General features: G+C 34.2%; 16 protein-coding genes and 4 tRNA genes. 8 read left to right on the top strand and 12 right to left on the bottom strand.

Annotated features, from left to right (window positions below):
• Positions 1 to 88: 88 nt before the first annotated feature.
• The 9 genes from serS to recA form a co-directional block, all read right to left on the bottom strand.
• The gene (serS, locus tag A9G24_RS09355; RefSeq protein WP_065638772.1) at positions 89 to 1,381 is read right to left on the bottom strand and encodes a serine--tRNA ligase; all 1,293 of its coding nucleotides are present in this window, start codon (positions 1,379 to 1,381) and stop codon (positions 89 to 91) included.
• A gap of 153 nt (positions 1,382 to 1,534) precedes the next feature.
• A tRNA-Arg gene (locus A9G24_RS09350) sits at positions 1,535 to 1,611 on the bottom strand.
• Positions 1,612 to 1,631: 20 nt separating this feature from the next.
• Positions 1,632 to 1,708: transfer RNA gene (locus tag A9G24_RS09345), tRNA-Arg, on the bottom strand.
• An 18-nt stretch (positions 1,709 to 1,726) separates the two neighbouring features.
• Positions 1,727 to 1,803: transfer RNA gene (locus A9G24_RS09340), tRNA-Arg, on the bottom strand.
• A gap of 18 nt (positions 1,804 to 1,821) precedes the next feature.
• A tRNA-Ser gene (locus A9G24_RS09335) sits at positions 1,822 to 1,914 on the bottom strand.
• Between the two features lie 123 nt (positions 1,915 to 2,037).
• Positions 2,038 to 2,238 carry a carbon storage regulator CsrA gene (gene csrA, locus A9G24_RS09330; protein ID WP_065638771.1) on the bottom strand — a complete coding sequence of 67 codons (201 nt, stop codon included), beginning with the start codon at positions 2,236 to 2,238 and terminating at the stop codon, positions 2,038 to 2,040.
• A gap of 139 nt (positions 2,239 to 2,377) precedes the next feature.
• The gene (alaS, locus tag A9G24_RS09325; protein WP_065638770.1) at positions 2,378 to 5,011 is read right to left on the bottom strand and encodes an alanine--tRNA ligase; all 2,634 of its coding nucleotides are present in this window, start codon (positions 5,009 to 5,011) and stop codon (positions 2,378 to 2,380) included.
• Between the two features lie 204 nt (positions 5,012 to 5,215).
• A complete protein-coding gene (locus A9G24_RS09320) occupies positions 5,216 to 5,716 on the bottom strand; it encodes a regulatory protein RecX (protein WP_065638769.1) in 501 nt (166 codons plus the stop codon).
• Positions 5,716 to 6,762: a recombinase RecA gene (gene recA, locus A9G24_RS09315; RefSeq protein ID WP_065638768.1), complete on the bottom strand. Its 1,047-nt coding sequence runs from the start codon at positions 6,760 to 6,762 to the stop codon at positions 5,716 to 5,718. Before recA ends, A9G24_RS09320 begins: the two co-directional genes overlap by 1 nt.
• 525 nt (positions 6,763 to 7,287) lie before the next feature.
• Here recA and A9G24_RS09310 point away from each other — a divergent pair.
• The 3 genes from A9G24_RS09310 to A9G24_RS09300 are packed head-to-tail and all read left to right on the top strand — an operon-like array spanning position 7,288 to position 10,769.
• Positions 7,288 to 8,532, top strand: a complete 1,245-nt coding sequence (locus tag A9G24_RS09310; protein WP_065638767.1) for a PqiA/YebS family transporter subunit — start codon at positions 7,288 to 7,290, stop codon at positions 8,530 to 8,532.
• 15 nt (positions 8,533 to 8,547) lie between these two features.
• Entirely contained in the window at positions 8,548 to 10,185 is a 1,638-nt protein-coding gene (gene pqiB / locus A9G24_RS09305; RefSeq protein ID WP_065638766.1) for an intermembrane transport protein PqiB, read from the top strand.
• Positions 10,185 to 10,769 carry a PqiC family protein gene (locus A9G24_RS09300; protein WP_065638765.1) on the top strand — a complete coding sequence of 195 codons (585 nt, stop codon included), beginning with the start codon at positions 10,185 to 10,187 and terminating at the stop codon, positions 10,767 to 10,769. The genes pqiB and A9G24_RS09300 overlap by 1 nt, the downstream gene beginning before the upstream one ends.
• Before the next feature lie 44 nt (positions 10,770 to 10,813).
• On the opposite strand, the gene pabB is transcribed toward A9G24_RS09300, so the two are convergent.
• The 3 genes from pabB to A9G24_RS09285 all read right to left on the bottom strand — a co-directional run bounded on the left by pabB (position 10,814) and on the right by A9G24_RS09285 (position 14,107).
• Positions 10,814 to 12,568 (bottom strand): aminodeoxychorismate synthase component I, encoded by a 1,755-nt coding sequence (pabB, locus tag A9G24_RS09295; protein ID WP_065638764.1) that lies wholly within the window; start codon positions 12,566 to 12,568, stop codon positions 10,814 to 10,816.
• A 1-nt stretch (position 12,569) separates the two neighbouring features.
• Positions 12,570 to 13,145 (bottom strand): anthranilate synthase component II, encoded by a 576-nt coding sequence (locus A9G24_RS09290; RefSeq protein WP_141673133.1) that lies wholly within the window; start codon positions 13,143 to 13,145, stop codon positions 12,570 to 12,572.
• Positions 13,146 to 13,510: 365 nt separating this feature from the next.
• Entirely contained in the window at positions 13,511 to 14,107 is a 597-nt protein-coding gene (locus A9G24_RS09285; RefSeq protein WP_065638763.1) for a CHAP domain-containing protein, read from the bottom strand.
• Between the two features lie 278 nt (positions 14,108 to 14,385).
• Here A9G24_RS09285 and yccX point away from each other — a divergent pair, with 278 nt between their 5' ends.
• The 5 genes from yccX to A9G24_RS09260 all read left to right on the top strand — a co-directional run bounded on the left by yccX (position 14,386) and on the right by A9G24_RS09260 (position 17,994).
• On the top strand, positions 14,386 to 14,664 hold the full coding sequence (gene yccX, locus A9G24_RS09280) for an acylphosphatase (protein WP_065638762.1): 279 nt from the start codon (positions 14,386 to 14,388) through the stop codon (positions 14,662 to 14,664).
• Between the two features lie 81 nt (positions 14,665 to 14,745).
• A complete protein-coding gene (gene lptC / locus A9G24_RS09275; protein ID WP_065638761.1) occupies positions 14,746 to 15,309 on the top strand; it encodes an LPS export ABC transporter periplasmic protein LptC in 564 nt (187 codons plus the stop codon).
• Positions 15,310 to 15,312: 3 nt separating this feature from the next.
• Positions 15,313 to 15,852, top strand: coding sequence for a lipopolysaccharide transport periplasmic protein LptA (gene lptA, locus A9G24_RS09270; protein ID WP_065638760.1), 540 nt, complete (start codon positions 15,313 to 15,315; stop codon positions 15,850 to 15,852).
• 1 nt (position 15,853) lies between these two features.
• Entirely contained in the window at positions 15,854 to 16,579 is a 726-nt protein-coding gene (gene lptB / locus A9G24_RS09265) for an LPS export ABC transporter ATP-binding protein (RefSeq protein ID WP_065581606.1), read from the top strand.
• Positions 16,579 to 17,994: an RNA polymerase factor sigma-54 gene (locus tag A9G24_RS09260; RefSeq protein WP_065638786.1), complete on the top strand. Its 1,416-nt coding sequence runs from the start codon at positions 16,579 to 16,581 to the stop codon at positions 17,992 to 17,994. Before lptB ends, A9G24_RS09260 begins: the two co-directional genes overlap by 1 nt.
• The last annotated feature ends 5 nt before the right edge of the window (positions 17,995 to 17,999 follow it).

Below are 17,999 nucleotides of genomic sequence, written 5' to 3'. Positions count from 1 at the left end.
AACTCCTTTTATCATTTTCCACCTACCTTAATTAATAAAAAAATAGCGCTAATTATTAGCGCTATTGTCTATGTGATATGTAGTTATCTTATCCGATAAATTCAACGCCATTCATATAAGGAACTAAAACAGATGGAATTTTAATTGTGCCATCTGCTTGTTGATAGTTTTCCATAATGGCAACCAGCGTTCGACCAACTGCTAATCCAGAACCATTTAGTGTATGCACTAAATATGTTTTATTGTCAGCTTTATTACGATAACGAGCTTGCATACGTCGAGCTTGGAAATCCCACATATTTGAACAAGAAGAGATTTCACGATAGGTATTTTGTGCCGGTACCCATACTTCCAGATCATAGGTTTTACATGAACCAAAGCCCATATCACCAGTACACAGTACAATTTTTCGATATGGCAGTTCAAGTAATTGTAGTACTTTTTCTGCGTGAGCAGTTAGTTCCTCTAGCGCTTTCATAGATTCCTCAGGCTTAACAATTTGAACCAATTCTACTTTATCAAATTGATGCATACGAATTAAGCCGCGAGTGTCTTTACCATAAGATCCCGCTTCAGAACGGAAGCAAGGAGTATGTGCTGTCATTTTTAATGGTAATACACTTTCATCAAGAATTTCATCGCGTACAAGGTTAGTGACTGGTACTTCAGCGGTTGGAATTAAGGCATAATTGCTACTGTCTGCTTCTTCTTCTAGTGGTTTAGTATGAAATAAATCACCTGCAAATTTAGGTAATTGTCCTGTACCAAAAAGCGTTGCTTGATTTACAAGATACGGTACATAAATTTCGGCATAGCCGTGTTGTTCGGTGTGTAAATCTAACATAAATTGGGTGATAGCACGATGTAAGCGTGCTATTTGCGATTTCATAACCACAAAACGAGCACCTGTTAGTTTTACACCAGCTGCAAAATCAAGCCCACCAAAACGTTCACCTAATGCAACGTGATCTTGAACTGGAAAATCAAATGTCCTTGGTGTACCAAAACGTGATATTTCGATATTATCGCTTTCATCTTTACCATCGGGAACAGAATCATCAGGAATATTTGGGATTGTAGAGGCAATATCTTTAATTTGATTGAGTAATGTATCAAGCTCTGTTTTTGCACTATTAAGTTTTTCACCTAGCTTGTTGACTTCTTCACGTACAGCTGTGATGTCTTCACCACGAGCCTTTGCTTGACCAATCGCTTTTGAGCGAGCGTTACGCTCAGCTTGTAAGTTCTCTGTTTCAACTTGTAATACTTTGCGCTTTTCTTCTAGATGACGAATAGTATCAACATCTAATTTAAATCCACGACGTGCTAATTTCTTAGCGACAAGATCCAATTCATTTCGGAGTAAATTTGGGTCTAACATACATAATGTCCATTATTAATTAGGGAATATCTTTCTACTTTGTTGTTATTCTAATATAGATAACAGAACATATAAATCAAAAAGTAGATTGATTTATTGATATTAAAATTTGTGAGCTTAGTATACTAGAATTATATCGGGATTCAACCTAAATGGCGCACCCGAAGGGATTCGAACCCCTGACCGCTCGGTTCGAAGCCGAGTGCTCTATCCAGCTGAGCTACGGATGCGTGTAAGTTCGTTAAAAAAATGGTGCATCCGAAGGGATTCGAACCCCTGACCGCCCGGTTCGTAGCCGGGTACTCTATCCAGCTGAGCTACGGATGCGTTTTGAATTTATTAAAATGGTGCATCCGAAGGGATTCGAACCCCTGACCGCCCGGTTCGTAGCCGGGTACTCTATCCAGCTGAGCTACGGATGCATACTTTAATTTTTTAAATGGCGGTGAGAGAGGGATTCGAACCCTCGATGCAGCTTTTGACCGCATACTCCCTTAGCAGGGGAGCGCCTTCAGCCTCTCGGCCATCTCACCAAAACATTATGACTCTGCTTTAACAACAAAATCATAATGTGTGGCGCACATATTACGGTTTACAAAAAATAAGTCAAACATTTTTTTGCTTACGCGTGCTAGTTGTTTATTTACTACTCAATATTACTCTGTAAGGTCAGATGATCCATCGTTTACATCTTGGTGTTGATGAATTTTATTATATATCTCTTCCCTATGAATCGAAACTTCTTTAGGGGCATTGATACCAATTCTGACTTGATTACCTTTGACACCTAAAATGGTAATGACTACATCGTCACCAATAATTAGTGTTTCACCTACTCTCCTAGTTAAAATTAACATTAGATCTCCTAATATCAGTTAAGTATATATCCAAACAATTTTTAAGATATAGCTTCGTCAGCCCCCATCAGTAAGATAGAAAGACGGAATTTTACAGAAAAACTCTAATATTTAATTAAAAACATTTGAGCAAATCTGGCTAACTTGCTTGTAATTTATTACTGATTTCTTTTTTCACAGAAGATAACGCTTCTGGTAACGCCGAGAGATCCATTCCACCTGCTTGAGCGAAATCAGGTCGCCCACCACCTTTACCACCTACTTTTAGTGCTAATTGCGAAACTAATTCTCCAGCCTTGATAATACTGACTAAATCATTAGTAACACCAGCTGCTAAATTGATTTTACTATCATTAACGGCAGCTAAAATAATGACGCCTGTTTTTAATTGATTTTTAAGATCATCAATCATCGTACGCAGTACTTTTGCTTCGACGTTATCAAGTTTAGCGATGAGTAAATTTTTATTATTGATTTTTTCACATTGATTAAGCAATTGAGCACTCTCCTGAGTCGCTTTCTGCGCTTTTAATTGCTCAATTGTTCTCTCAAGTAGCTTAGTTTGATCAAGCAATTGCTCAATACGTGCTAAAACCGCGGATTTGTCACTTTTAACAGCTTGTCCAATTTGAGCTAATAAATTGGACTCATAGTGTATCAAATCCATGGCATTTTGCCCTGACGTTGCTTCAATACGGCGAACACCAGAGGCTATACTTGATTCGGATATTATTTTAAATAAACCAATATCACCAGTTCTATCTACGTGAGTGCCACCACAAAGTTCAATTGAAAAATCACCCATTGTTAAAACTCTAACAATATCTTCATATTTTTCACCAAATAAAGCCATTGCACCTTTATTTTTTGCCTTCTCAATTGACATTAACTCAATATCTACAGGTAAATTGCGACGAATTTGCTGATTAACCAAGTTCTCTATTTCAATAATTTGTTCTGACGTAATGGCTTGATTATGTGAAAAGTCAAAACGTAGATAGCTGTCATTAACTAAAGACCCTTTTTGATGAACATGGTTTCCTAACACACGTTGCAAGGCGGCTTGTAATAAATGTGTAGCAGAATGATTACGACGAATACGTTCGCGTAGCTCTACATCAATAGCTGCAGTGATATTATCGCCAATTTTTAAAGAACCTTTAATGATTTTTCCTAAATGACCAATGTTTTTACCATATTTTTGGGTATCAAAAATGCTAAATTCAAGATTCGCTGCTGTTAATAAGCCTTTATCACCAATTTGACCACCTGACTCTCCATAAAATGGTGTTTTGTCTAAAATAACGATAGCTTCATCACCAGCACTAATACTTTCGACTTTCTGTCCATTTTTAAATATAGCAATAACTTTTGCTGAGGATTCTGTTGCTTGATAGCCTAAAAACTCAGTTTTATCATCAAGTTTAATAACATTGCTATAATCGACATTAAATGAGCTTGACTCGCGGGCTCGTTTTCTTTGTTCTTCCATACATTGATTAAAACCAGCTTCATCAATACTAATATTTTTTTCACGGCATACATCAGCGGTTAGATCTAGCGGGAAGCCGTAAGTATCATAAAGTTTAAATGCAATATCACCAGGCAATACTTCACCAGTTAGTTTAGCTAATTCTTGATCAAGTAAAAATAACCCACGTTCTAAGGTCTTTAAAAATTGTTCTTCTTCAATTTTGAGTGCGTCTTCGACTAATTTTTGATTATTTTCTAATTCAACCGCTGCACTTCCCATGACGTCAATTAATGATTTAACGAGCTTATAGAAGAAAATATCTTTTGCACCAAGCATATGTCCATGGCGCACAGCACGTCGAATAATTCGGCGTAATACATAGCCTCGACCTTCGTTTGAAGGTAATACCCCATCCGAAATTAGAAAAGCACAAGAACGAATATGGTCAGCAATAACGCGCAAAGATTTACTTTCTAAATCTTTAGTTTGAATAATATCGGCTGCATCTTTAATTAATTTCTTGAACAGATCTATTTCATAATTAGAATTAACATGTTGTAAAACTGCAGCAATACGTTCTAGTCCCATACCAGTATCGACAGAAGGTTTAGGTAATGGTTCCATTGTGCCATCAGGATGGCGATTAAATTGCATGAAAACAATATTCCAAATTTCGATAAATCTGTCACCATCTTCTTCAGCACTGCCAGGAGGGCCCCCAAAAATATGATCGCCATGATCATAAAAAATCTCGGTACAAGGACCACAAGGACCAGTATCGCCCATCTGCCAAAAGTTATCAGAAGCATATGGAGCACCTTTATTATCACCAATACGAATGATACGTTCTTTAGGTATACCGATCTCTTTTTCCCAGATTGCATAGGCTTCGTCATCTGTCTCATAAACTGTGACGGTTAACCTATCTTTTGGGAGATTAAACCATTCTTTACTGGTTAATAATTCCCATGCAAAATGTATTGCATCATGCTTAAAATAGTCGCCGAAACTAAAATTTCCTAACATTTCAAAAAAAGTATGATGTCGGGCTGTGTAGCCAACATTATCTAAATCATTATGTTTACCACCAGCACGCACGCAACGTTGTGATGTTGTTGCTCTACTATAAGAACGCTTATCAATACCAAGAAATACATCTTTAAATTGATTCATTCCGGCATTAGTAAATAACAGTGTTGGATCATTGTGTGGAACAAGGGAACTACTTGTGACAACTTCATGTCCTTTGCCACGAAAAAAGTCAAGAAAACTTTGACGAATTTCTGCAGTACTTTTCATTTATGCTTCCATATAAAACGATAGATGTTCAAACATAGTAATATACCCGCTACAGCTAAAGTTGAAAAGTAAATATTCTTCTATTGATGCGGATCTAGTTAATATTACAAGTAAATTAAGGAAAAAATAAAAAAGAATTAGTGAGCTTTATTTGTAATCGTTTTTTCTAAATTGTATATATTATATTCTAAATATTATAATTAGTTAAGTCAATAAATCTTGTACAGTTTTAATATCATCTTGTGTATAACCTCGAGATATTAAAAATTGAATACATTTTTGTTTTTTATTACTATTTTTATGGTTAATTTGTTTTAGCTTTTTTAGTAATTGCTTGTACGCAAGATCTTCCCAGTTGATATTAGCCATTTGCAATAGCTGTTGACTTAAATCAACGGGTAAACCTCGTTGTTTAAGTTCCATTGCAATTTTATATTTTCCGTAACCTTTATTTGCACGCATAACAATATATTTTTCAATATATTGTTCATCATTAATCCAATTCTGATTAATACAATACTCAATAACATCTTGTATTTCAATTTTTAGTTTGATTAATTGGCTTTGATATTCTTCATCTGTACTTTGTCGCTTTTTGGCAAAAAAAAATGTTATTTTTTGGCTTAGCTCATACGAAGAGTGATCGCGCTGTGCAAGTAACTGCACAGCTTTATTTAGGATTAATTTATTGAGTTTTTTTTCCATTATTCAATGCTTTCATTTTCTGATGACGTATCGTCGTCATCAGCTGTAAAAACAGCCGGGCTATTAAGTAATAAATCACGTAGTTTAGTTTCAAGTTCTTTAGCAATTTCTGGACGTTCCTGTAAAAACTTAATTGAATTAGCTTTACCTTGACCAACTTTTTCGCCATTGTAGCTATACCATGCGCCAGCTTTATCGACTAATTTATGTTTAACCCCTAAGTCAATTAATTCGCCCTCTTTAGAAATGCCACAACCATAAAGAATTTGAAATTCGGCTTGTCTAAAAGGTGCGGCAACTTTATTTTTAACTACTTTTACACGTGTATCACTACCAATAACATCTTCGCCTTCTTTTACTGAGCCTGTACGGCGAATGTCTAAACGTACTGATGCATAGAATTTAAGCGCATTACCACCGGTTGTGGTTTCGGGATTACCAAACATAACACCAATTTTCATTCGAATTTGGTTAATAAATACAACTAAGCAATTTGCATTTTTGATATTTGCAGTGAGTTTACGTAATGCTTGTGACATTAAGCGGGCTTGTAATCCCATATGTGAATCGCCCATTTCACCTTCAATTTCTGCTTTTGGTGTTAAAGCAGCCACTGAGTCGACAATAATAACATCAACTGCACCAGAGCGAACTAAGGCATCACAAATTTCAAGTGCTTGTTCTCCTGTATCAGGTTGAGAAATTAATAAATCATCGACTTGTACGCCTAATTTTGCGGCATAAATTGGATCAAGTGCATGTTCAGCATCAATAAATGCGCAAGTTTTACCTTCTTTTTGTGCTTGCGCGATAACAGATAAAGTGAGTGTAGTTTTACCCGATGATTCTGGTCCAAAAATTTCAACGATTCTGCCCATTGGTAAGCCGCCGATACCTAATGCAATATCTAGCCCTAAAGAACCAGTAGATACCGCATCCACATCTAACGTTTGGGTATCGCCTAAACGCATAATTGAACCTTTACCAAATTGTTTTTCTATTTGACTTAATGCAGCTGAAAGTGCGCGTTGTTTGTTTTCGTTCATATTATAAAATTCCAATGAGTTAGGATATGGGTATACATTATACTGTATTGTTATACAGTATCAAGTTTTTTTTATACAGAGAAATTATTTAGTTAATTATGGAAACTTCTTCACAATTTTTTTATAAATAATCCATTTAGTGTAATAACTGAAACTAACAGATGGTGATGAAATAATGATATTCAAGATTAACTTTATTGGATTATTATAATTATAATATTTAATGTCTTTTAGACTAATGATGATAGTTTAAGTACATATAAAAGTCGTCATGCATTTGAGTTAGATTTTTATAAAAAAAATCTGATCATAATCAAGTTTTATTAATTTAATTTAGTAATACTTTCATAAAAAATTGCCATTTGATATGATTAGCTATGAAGAAGGTTTAACCAATTTTTATTTATTGAAATAGTGATTTCTTAAGCGCTTGTTTGAAATAATTCAATATTTTTTATTCGTAAACGTTATGTTAATGTGAAATATTTTTATAGATATAAAATATGTATCAAATAAAGGGAAATAATGGCCATTGATAAACAACATTATGTTTTATGCTCACACTGTGATTTGGTCATAGAATTATCTAATATACCCATAGGGCATAAAGCTGTTTGCCCGCGTTGTAATACAACGCTAGCTAAAAATAATGACAATATGAAATTTAGCGCTACTATGTATGCAGTTTGTTCATTAATTATGATTCTTGTAGCCTGTGGCTTTATCTTTATTGATATTCATATTGTTGGCAATTTTATTGGTATTAGCTTAATAGATATCCCTAAAACCCTTTTTTTTGATAAATATAGCTATATTTCAGCGCTTTTTATCTTATTTGTTTTGTTTTTTCCTATATTAAATTTATCAATTATCGTTTTGCTCTGTTCTAAGCTACGAGTAACAAAGTACCGTAAACGAGATCTGCTTATTGTTTATGAAAAGTTTCAGCATTGGTGTATGCCCGAAATATTTCTTACAGGGATTTTGGTGAGTTTTGTTAAATTAATGAGTTATGGCAGTATTGGTGTGACTGGCACATTTTGGGCGTTCTGTCTATTTGTGTTTTTTTATATAAAATCTTTAGTGATTTTTTCGCCCGAAACAATCTGGAATGAAATTCATCGTAGTAATTTTGCTACCGATACACCAAAAGTTGGTAAAACAGGCATTTGTCAAAATTTAAAACTTTGCAAATGCTGTGAGGCTATATTGCCAGTGCATTATGTAAAATGTCCAAGGTGTAAACAAAAAAGCAAAATCAGAGATCTTGATAAAATACAATGGACCCTAGCCTTATTGGTTACTTCATTAATTCTTTACATTCCCGCTAATTTATTTGGAATTATGATAACCGTTGTTTTCGGATCGTCATCAACATCGACTATTATGGATGGTGTCATTTATATGTGGCAAGCTGGTGATATACCTGTTGCACTTGTTATTTTTATTGCAAGTGTTGTTATTCCAATCTTAAAGATCATTTCACTCAGTTGGCTTTGTTATTTTGCACTAGCAGTAAAACGGAAAAATAAACGTAATTGCTTAAAAATGAAAAAATTGTACACTGCAGTTGAGTTTATTGGTAAATGGTCAATGATTGATATATTTGTGGTTGCTGTTATTTGTTCTTTAGTGAGAAATCAGCAAATGATGGGCGTTTACCCAGATATTGGTGTTACATTTTTTGCAACTGTCGTTATTATCACGATGATTGCATCACAAAAATTTGATCCTCGGTTAATTTGGGATCGTCGGCAAAAAAGAAAATAGATTAATAGGGACAATATGGCAACATCAAGTAAATTAGCAAAAATAATTAAAATTAGAGCTATTTCAGCTATATGGATTATTCCCATTGTTACTGCGATTGTGGGGCTTTGGATAATCTACGCTCATTTTGCCGATAGAGGCACCTCGTTCACATTACTTGCAAAAGACGCAAGTGGCATTATTGCTGGAAAAACAGTAATTAAAAACCGCAGCGTTGATGTAGGGATAGTGGACGAAGTGACTTTATCTGATGACTACAAACAAGTGGTAATAAAAGGTCGTATTTATAATGATATGGATCCGTTACTAAAAAATGACTCGATTTTTTGGGTTGTTAAGCCTGAAATTGGCCGTGATGGGGTGACTGGATTAGGGACTATTTTATCGGGTGTTTATATAGAATTAGCTGCGGGAAACGATACGCATAGTTTTCAACATAAACCGTTTGTGCTTTCGGATGCCCCTCCCTTGTCTGATCCAAGCATTAAAGGTATTCGTCTAAATTTAGAAAGTGAGCAAAATGGTGTGATTCCTCGTGGTGCTTCTATCATGTTTCATGGCTATCGTGTAGGTAATGTGGAAACATCGGAATTCGATGTTGAATCACGTAAAATGAAATATCAAATTTTTATAACTAAACCTTATGATGTACTAGTAACACAAAATGTTCGTTTTTGGAAAGAAGGAGGGATCAATTTAACACTATCATCTCGGGGGGCTAGTCTCGATGTACCTTCTTTAGATGTGTTAATGTCTGGAGGGATTAGTTTTGATTTACCTGAAGGTTCCAAATTAGGTGCACCTGCTGAACAAAATGCAGTTTATAAACTATATGAAGATAAAAAATCTATCCAAGATTCGCAGTATACCGAATATAAAGAGTTTCTTATTATGCTTTCTGACTCGATATCTGGATTAACCGAAGGTGTGCCCGTTGAATATCATGGTATTAGGCTAGGTACGGTATCTAAAGTGCCATTTTATACTGCTGAAATGCTAGAAAAATCGTCAATTTTAAATAAAAAAGTGCCGATATTAATTAGGATCGAACCCGATCGTTTATCTGAACTCGTTGATGAAAAGATCGATATTGCCGCATTGATTATGAAAGAGCAAAAAAATGGATTAAGAGCTTCGTTAAAAACTTCGAACATGTTCACAGGTGCGCTATATATAGATCTTGATTTTTATCCTGACTTAAAAAATCAATATAATTCTAAACTAGCGACACAGTTTGGTTACGATACTATTGAGGCAACTTCGACAGGAATTGCGCAAATTCAAGCAAAAATTATGCAGTTACTTGATAACTTTAATAATTTACCACTTAACAATACCCTATCACAGTTCAATCAATCATTAGCTTCAAGCGAACGATTAATGAAATCATTAAATCAGATTATGGCGAGTAAGGAAATGCAAAATATGCCAAAAGATCTGCAAAAGACATTACGTTCATTAAATGAAACAATGAAAGGCTTACAACCAGGTTCTGAACTCAACAATCAAATGAAAGAGAGTTTACAAAAAGTGCAACAAATGATGGACGAACTCACTCCATTACTCAATACGCTTAATGATAAAAGTAATGCACTGATTTTTTCTGCGCCGGCGAAAAAAGATCAACAACCTCAAGCAAAAGGTAAAAAATAATGAACAGAATATATAAAAAACTACTTATAGTTGTATTTATGCCATTGTTCGCTATATTAGCGGGTTGCTCAGCTAGCAACCCGAGTAAAAGTTATTTTCAACTCACTAGCAATTCACAGATTCCTGTATCGCAAAACATGAAAACCACGAATCAATTTATTTGGATTGAGTCAGTTGATGTGGCGAGTTTTTTAAATAAACCGGGTATTGTATTACAAACCGATAATATCAAATATGAAACAGCAATCAACCATTTATGGGTATCAACGTTATCTCAGCAGCTTCAAGACCGATTAACGCAGGATTTAACGGCTATGTTACCTAATTATTTAGTATCCAGTAAGTCAATTACAACACCAACACTAACGGTAAAATTATTTATAGATAGCTTTCATGGCAGTTATACGGGGGATGCGATAATTAAAGGCCGATGGGTTGTTACTGACCGTAAAAATAATATTGAAATCAAACCATTTGAACGCTATGTTCCTTTAGCAACCAATGGCTATGATGCTTTAGTTAAAGCGCTATCGAAAGGATGGCAAGATGAAGAACTAGACTTTGCAAACTCAATAAAACATTAGTGTTACACTGATATTCCGTCAGCGCGCTGACGGAATATCTAAATTTAAATGGCAATAGATCTTAGTGACAGTTTGAACTGTCTAAAAACCTTATCATCAATTTCCACCCATTTGCGAACACTATTGATAAAAGCGATTTTATCGGCATTTACCAGATCATCTTTTAAAATCGTTTTTTCTAACAATTGATTGTGATCCAAATAAAATTGCCGCATGGTGCCGGCTAATAATCCTGATTCTTTTTTAGGTGTCACCCATTGATCATTAATCAGCAACGCGAGATTACCATTAACAAATTCAGTAATCTCATTGTGTTGATTAAAATTAATATACTCTTTTCCTACAGTTAAATCCGAAAAGTGCTCACGATTGGAAGTTTTATGATATAAATACACATTTTGGTTATGAACACACTGTGTTGCAAGTTGAATTTCATTAATTTCCATCGGCGTGTTAATTATATCTTTGCTAATAGTATAGTGCCCATCTTTTTGCTGTAAAATTCTCACTTTATAAAGATTGTTAGGCATTGAATTTGCTAACTTAATAAGTTGCAACTTAATTGCGTGAATGTCACAGTTAAAATCAAAATAATCAGCTGATTGGGCAAGCCTGCTTAAGTGTTCATTCAATAAAAAGAATTGCCCTTTATCTAGTAATAACGATTCAATGATATATTTTGGAGTAGAAGTAGTATGATGCAAAATGGCTGTTTTAGCCAAGATCTCGCTATATTCGTCTTGGGATGTCGAATCCCAAGTGATCCCCCCGCCAACACCATAACGCAACTGTTGGTTGTGTATGGTTAAGGTACGAATTGGAATATTAAATAGAGCTTTATTCATATAGGGTTCAATATAGCCAATTGTCCCACAGTAAACACCACGTGGTGAGCTTTCAATATCTGCGATAATTTGCATTGTGCTAGTTTTGGGAGCACCGGTAATTGAGCCACAAGGGAATAGAGCTTGAAAAATTTGATATAAATTGACATCTTCTTTCAATTCACCTTGAATCATTGAAGTCAATTGCCAAACAGTTGGATATTTTTCAGCTGAAAATAATTCAGGCACCGTTACTGTTCCTGGTTTTGCAATGCGACTTAAATCATTACGCAATAAATCAACAATCATCATGTTTTCAGCCTGATTTTTTTCAGAAAATAATAATTTTAACTGTTGTTTATCTTGTTGATTATTTAAGCCGCGTGCGGTTGTTCCTTTCATTGGCTTTGTGGTAATAATATTATTGTCTAACTTAAAGAATAATTCCGGTGAAATGGATAAAATATGATAATTGTCAAACTCAAGATAAGCGCAATAATCTGCCCGATTGTTTTTTTGTAAAAAGTGGTAATAATCAATAGCATTTTCATTAAATGGTGCGGTAAATTGGATAGTATAGTTGGTTTGATAAGTATTGCCTGATTCAATTTGTGATCGAATAAAGTCAATTTTTTGATTATATTCATCCATTGATGTATCGCTAATTAAGTCAAAACTTGGCGGTGTATAATCACTTATTTCTACTTGTTCAACGATAGAATAATGATCAAAAATACCAAATAACAATAGTGGCAAATCTTGATGAACCTCATCATTATGTTTTGTTTTATTTTCGCTATTTAACCCCGTTGCGCTTTCATAAGCGAGATACCCAACCGCATAAAAACCTTGTTGCGTAAATTTTTCGATTAAATCGAATTGCTGTTGAATTGTCGAGTCATCATTCGATCTTAAAATGGCGATAGGATTGCAAAAATATTTATGCTGGCCTTCAAAATCTATATAAATTTTCATATTAAGATCGCTCATGGACAAAATTATTAATCATTTGTAAACCTGATTCGGTTTTTATCGCTTCAGGGTGGAATTGAACTGACTCAATGGGTAACGATTTATGACGCAATCCCATGATCAATCCTTGATTGTTTCGAGCAGTTACAATCAGTTGAGAATTTTTTTGTGAAAAATTCTCAACTGCAATCAATGAGTGATAGCGAACCACTGAAAGCGGGTTTTTGATTCCTTTAAATACCCCCTGACCATCATGTGTTATTTCATCGACTTTACCATGCATCGGTATTGGTGCTTTGATGATGCGATAACCATAATATTGAGCAATCGCTTGATGACCTAAACAAATTCCCAATATCGGGCAAATATGAGCAAATTCGGCAATAATAGCAAGTGATATTCCTGCATTAATTGGTGCTCCAGGGCCGGGAGAAATGATAATTTTAGAAAAGGCGAGATCTTTTACCTGTTCAATTGTCATTTCGTCATTTTTGATCACTTTAACTTCTGCGCCAACTTGGCATAAATAATCATTAATATTAAATGTAAAAGAATCATAATTATCTATTAATAATATCAAAATACAGTCCATTAATTACAAAGCATATTGATTTAAAAACTGGTAACTGTAACAGTTAAAATCCAGCCGTAACGGGTTTTATTATACCGTTAATACACTTAAAAGAAGAAATCATTGCGGTTTTACCCTTTTTTTATCTCTTTTTTATACTTAAACACTATCTTTCCTGAAACTTTTTTACAAAATAAACACGGTATTAAAAAAACAGCTAAACCGAAAACTATTTTAGAGACAATAAAAATAGTATCCAAGCAGAAGAATGAATGATTTATTGATTAGTATCTATTAAAGTACTCGATTGTTCTTTTTTATGTTATGAATAAAATTATGTTTTTATCTTTTTATAATCTGATTTATTTTGACGGTTATTGAATTTTACGCAAATAACCTAAAACTCCAGCAATCTCTATTGTCCATATTCCATTTTTAAAAACTAAAGGAAACGTTGCTCGACTGCTTGCATTGGGTCCAGGGTTTTGTTGCACAATTTCAATTTCGGTGTCAGTTACTTTACTGATAATAGCAACATGCCCATAGCTAGACCAATTAAGAACAATAATATCATCAACTTGTGGTTTAGTGGGCGAGCCATTATGAAATTGTAGTAAATTACGTTGGCGATTGATCTTTCCATCAGCAATTGATGGGTCAAAAAAATCTTTAGCATGGCCATAGCTATTTGGCATTTTATGATTAAAACGCTGATAATAATAGCGTTTAATAAACTCAACACATTGATACTTCTGGCCTAAGTTATAGCCGTCTTTAGCGACATTTCTTCCACTCACATTATAGATGCTACCATTATAATAGACTTTCACTCCATTAAATTCATCAACGACCTTGCCAATTTTTTGTTTATCAATTTCAACATTAGCAAAAGTACAGGAATAAAGTGTATAGTAGCTTAATATTGATAATAGCCAAAATAAGAACAGGCTTTTTTTATAGTTCAATACCATTTTTTATTTCCATTGTTTTTATAATCTATTATTAATTCTAATGGTTATTTTATTAAAAACAAAATAAATAAAATCGAATAATAACAATTTTATAGTAATATTATTACGTTATCTTATATTAAACTTACTAGTGTGGTATTTATGAGTAGAATGGGGTCTATTTTGGGGATAAGTTAGTGACTGATGATGGTAAATGATTATTCTCTGCTTACAATCTGAATAATTCTATTCATCATTACGATAACTATGCTTGAGTTAATAATAGTGGGGATTGTAGGATGATTAAGAAAGTTAAAATAAATGTGAGTGGTCGAGTGCAAGGCGTTGGATTTCGTTTTTTTACTTATCAGCAAGCCAAAACGCTAGGATTAGTTGGCTATGTTCGCAATTTAGAGAACGGCGATGTTGAAATTATTGCTCAAGGTGACGACTTACAAATAGCCAAATTAACAAAATGGATTGAAAATGGCGGTCCTGCCTCGTCGCGTATTTCACATATAAATATTTGTGAATTATTGCTACAAAACGATTTAACTTCTTTTAATGTTCGATATTAATTTAATAAAAAATAAAGTAAAATAATTAAAATTTTGGACATTCGAAATAATAATTTCTAATTAATGTGAATAACGTATGTTATGAATAAAAAAAATCTAATCTGTTTTTTACTGCTCATTGTTGTTATCTGTGTTTATTACAATTATCAAAAAGGAGATGGAGCAGTAAGCCAATCTACTCAAGATGCATCAGATAAACCGATTTATCAAAGTGATGACATGTTAACAGATATTTACGACTTATCAGGGGAACTTGTTTATAAAATTGAGTCGAGTAATGTTAGGCATTACGATAATTCAGGTAATACTGAATTTGATTTGCCCAATTTTACGATTTATGATCAACAACATATAGCTATATGGCATATTAAGGCAAAGCAAGCGACGCTAACGAGTGATAAACTTTTGTACCTTTATCATGATGTGCAATTAGATAATTTGACACAAGAATCCCAATTAAAACAAGTCAAAACAGATAATGCCATGATAGATTTAACTTCACAGCTAGTTACATCCAAAGATCCTGTCATCATTAATGGGGTGGGATTTTATTCAACCGGTATTGGTTTAGCAGGTGATTTGCGTGCAAAAAAGGCTAACATACTTGAAAATGTAAAAACATATTATAACACTGAGGCAAAATAAAACATGAGTTCGCTAAAACAAGTTGTTTGTTCATTACTTTTATTGCTACCTATCTCTTTAAGTAGTTTTGCAAATGGGCCGACTACGCCTGCAGATCCCAAGATGTTTGTCGATAATAAACCCATTGCAATTGATGCCGATAATCAACAGATTGATATTGAAAATAATACTATTACATTTATTGGCAATGTGGTCATTGTTCAAGAAGGATTAACCATAAACGCGGATAAAGTGGTTGTCACTGAAATGCAAAATACGGAAAAACAAAAAATCACAGCCTATGGTAAGCCAGTGAATTATAAACAAATTTTACCAAAAAACAATAAGATTGTCACAGGGCACTCTTCACAAGTGATTTACAATGTAAAACAAAATAATATTGTGTTACAAGGTAATGCTGAGTTATTTCAACAAGACAATCATATTGTGAGTGAAATGATTATTTATGATGTCAAAAAACAGCAAATATTTGCGCAGCCAGGTAAGAATAGGCGAGTTAAGAGCACTATCATCCCAAACCAAGTTAAAGAGATGAGCAAATAAAATGTCAATGTTAAAAGCGGAAAATCTAGCTAAAGTATACAAAAAACGCCGTGTAGTTGAAGATGTGAGTTTAACCGTTAATTCTGGTGAAATCGTCGGGTTATTAGGACCAAATGGCGCAGGTAAAACCACCACTTTTTACATGGTGGTTGGTATTGTGACCTTAAATGCGGGTAAAATTTATCTTGATGAGCATGATATCAGCATTTTACCTTTACACGAGCGTGCACAAAAAGGCATTGGTTATTTACCACAAGAAGCTTCTATTTTTAGAAAATTGTCTGTTATTGATAACATTATGGCAATTTTAGAAACGCGCACAGATATTGATAAAAATGAAAAAATCGGTCGTGCCGAAGAATTACTCGAAGAGTTCCATATTACGCATATTCGTGACAGCATAGGACAATCTCTCTCTGGTGGAGAAAGACGTCGAGTGGAAATAGCAAGGGCGTTAGCAGCTAATCCTAAATTTATCTTACTTGATGAACCTTTTGCTGGTGTTGATCCAATTTCGGTGATAGATATCAAAAATATTATTAAGCATCTACGTGATCGAGGGTTGGGTGTATTAATAACCGATCATAATGTCCGTGAAACGTTAGATGTTTGCGAACGTGCTTACATTGTTAATAAAGGACATTTAATTGCTGAAGGTTCACCAAATGACATCTTAAGTAACGAATATGTAAAACGCGTTTACTTAGGAAATGAGTTCAGATTATGATGAAAACCAGTTTACAACTGAAAGTCTCTCAACAATTATCCATGACGCCACAATTACAATTGGCGATTAAATTACTACAGTTGTCAACTTTAGAACTCCAACAAGAAATACAAACTGCGCTTGAAAACAATCCATTGCTTGAAGTTGATGATCAATATGACGAAGTGAACGTTAAACAAAACGATGAAACAGAAAATATTGATACGCGTGAGGCTTTAGATAGCAAAGAGATTCCCGATGATATTCCACTGGATGCATCTTTAGATGATATTTATAGTGCAGGAACTCCATCTGGAACTAACTCAGATTATCGTAATGATGAATTGCCTATCTATCAAGGTGAAACTCACGAAACATTACATGATTATCTAGAATGGCAACTTGAACTAACACCCTTTAGCGATACTGATAGGGCGATAGCGGTATCTATTATTGAAGCTATAGATGAGAGAGGCTATTTAACAGTTTCAACAGAAGAAATACTTGAAGAGCAAGGTAATGATGAAATTGAAATTGCCGAAGTTGAAGCAGTATTGAAACGAATATGGAATTTTGATCCTATCGGTGTTGGTGCCAGATCGTTGCAAGAGTGTTTGTCTATTCAAATTCAACATTTAGATGCTCCACCGTTAGTTAAAAAAATTATCGATAATTATTTAGAGTTATTAGCCATACGCGATTATAGAAACTTAAAAAAAGTGTTAAATACAACAGATGAACAATTAAAAGAGGCTGTTGACTTTATACAACGTTTACAACCTTATCCTGGCGATTTGGTTAATACAGCTTCTCCAGACTATGTCATACCTGATGTCATGGTAAAAAAGGTACAAGGAAAATGGGTTGTGTATCTAAATAGCGATACGGTGCCAGCTTTACGTATTAACCAGCAATACGCCGATATGGTAAAATTAGCTAATGAAAGTGATGGGCAATATATTAGATCTCATCTGCAAGAAGCTAATTGGTTTATTAAAAGCATCGAAAACCGTAACGAAACCTTATTAAAAGTCAGCCAATTTATTGTTGAGCATCAGCAAGCCTTTTTTGAACACGGTGCTGAATACATGAAACCAATGATTTTGTCTGATGTTGCAACGGCAATTGATATGCATGAATCGACCATTTCTCGTGTAACAACTCAAAAATATCTGCATTGTCCAAGTGGAATTTATGAACTTAAATTCTTTTTCTCAAGTCATGTTAATAATGATTCAGGCGGTGAGGTTTCATCTACTGCTATCCAAGCATTAATTAAAAAATATATATCGGCAGAAAATAGTAAAAAGCCATTAAGTGATAGTAAATTAGTTTCGATGCTTGAAGAACAAGGTATTATGATTGCCCGTCGCACCGTAGCAAAATACCGTGAAGCCTTATCAATTCCACCATCAAGCCAACGTAAACAGCTTTAAATGTA

It is taken from the genome of Gilliamella sp. App6-5, assembly GCF_001690525.1.
Classification (GTDB): Bacteria; Pseudomonadota; Gammaproteobacteria; order Enterobacterales; family Orbaceae; genus Gilliamella; species Gilliamella apicola_H.
This window is presented reverse-complemented; position numbering and strand designations above follow the sequence as displayed.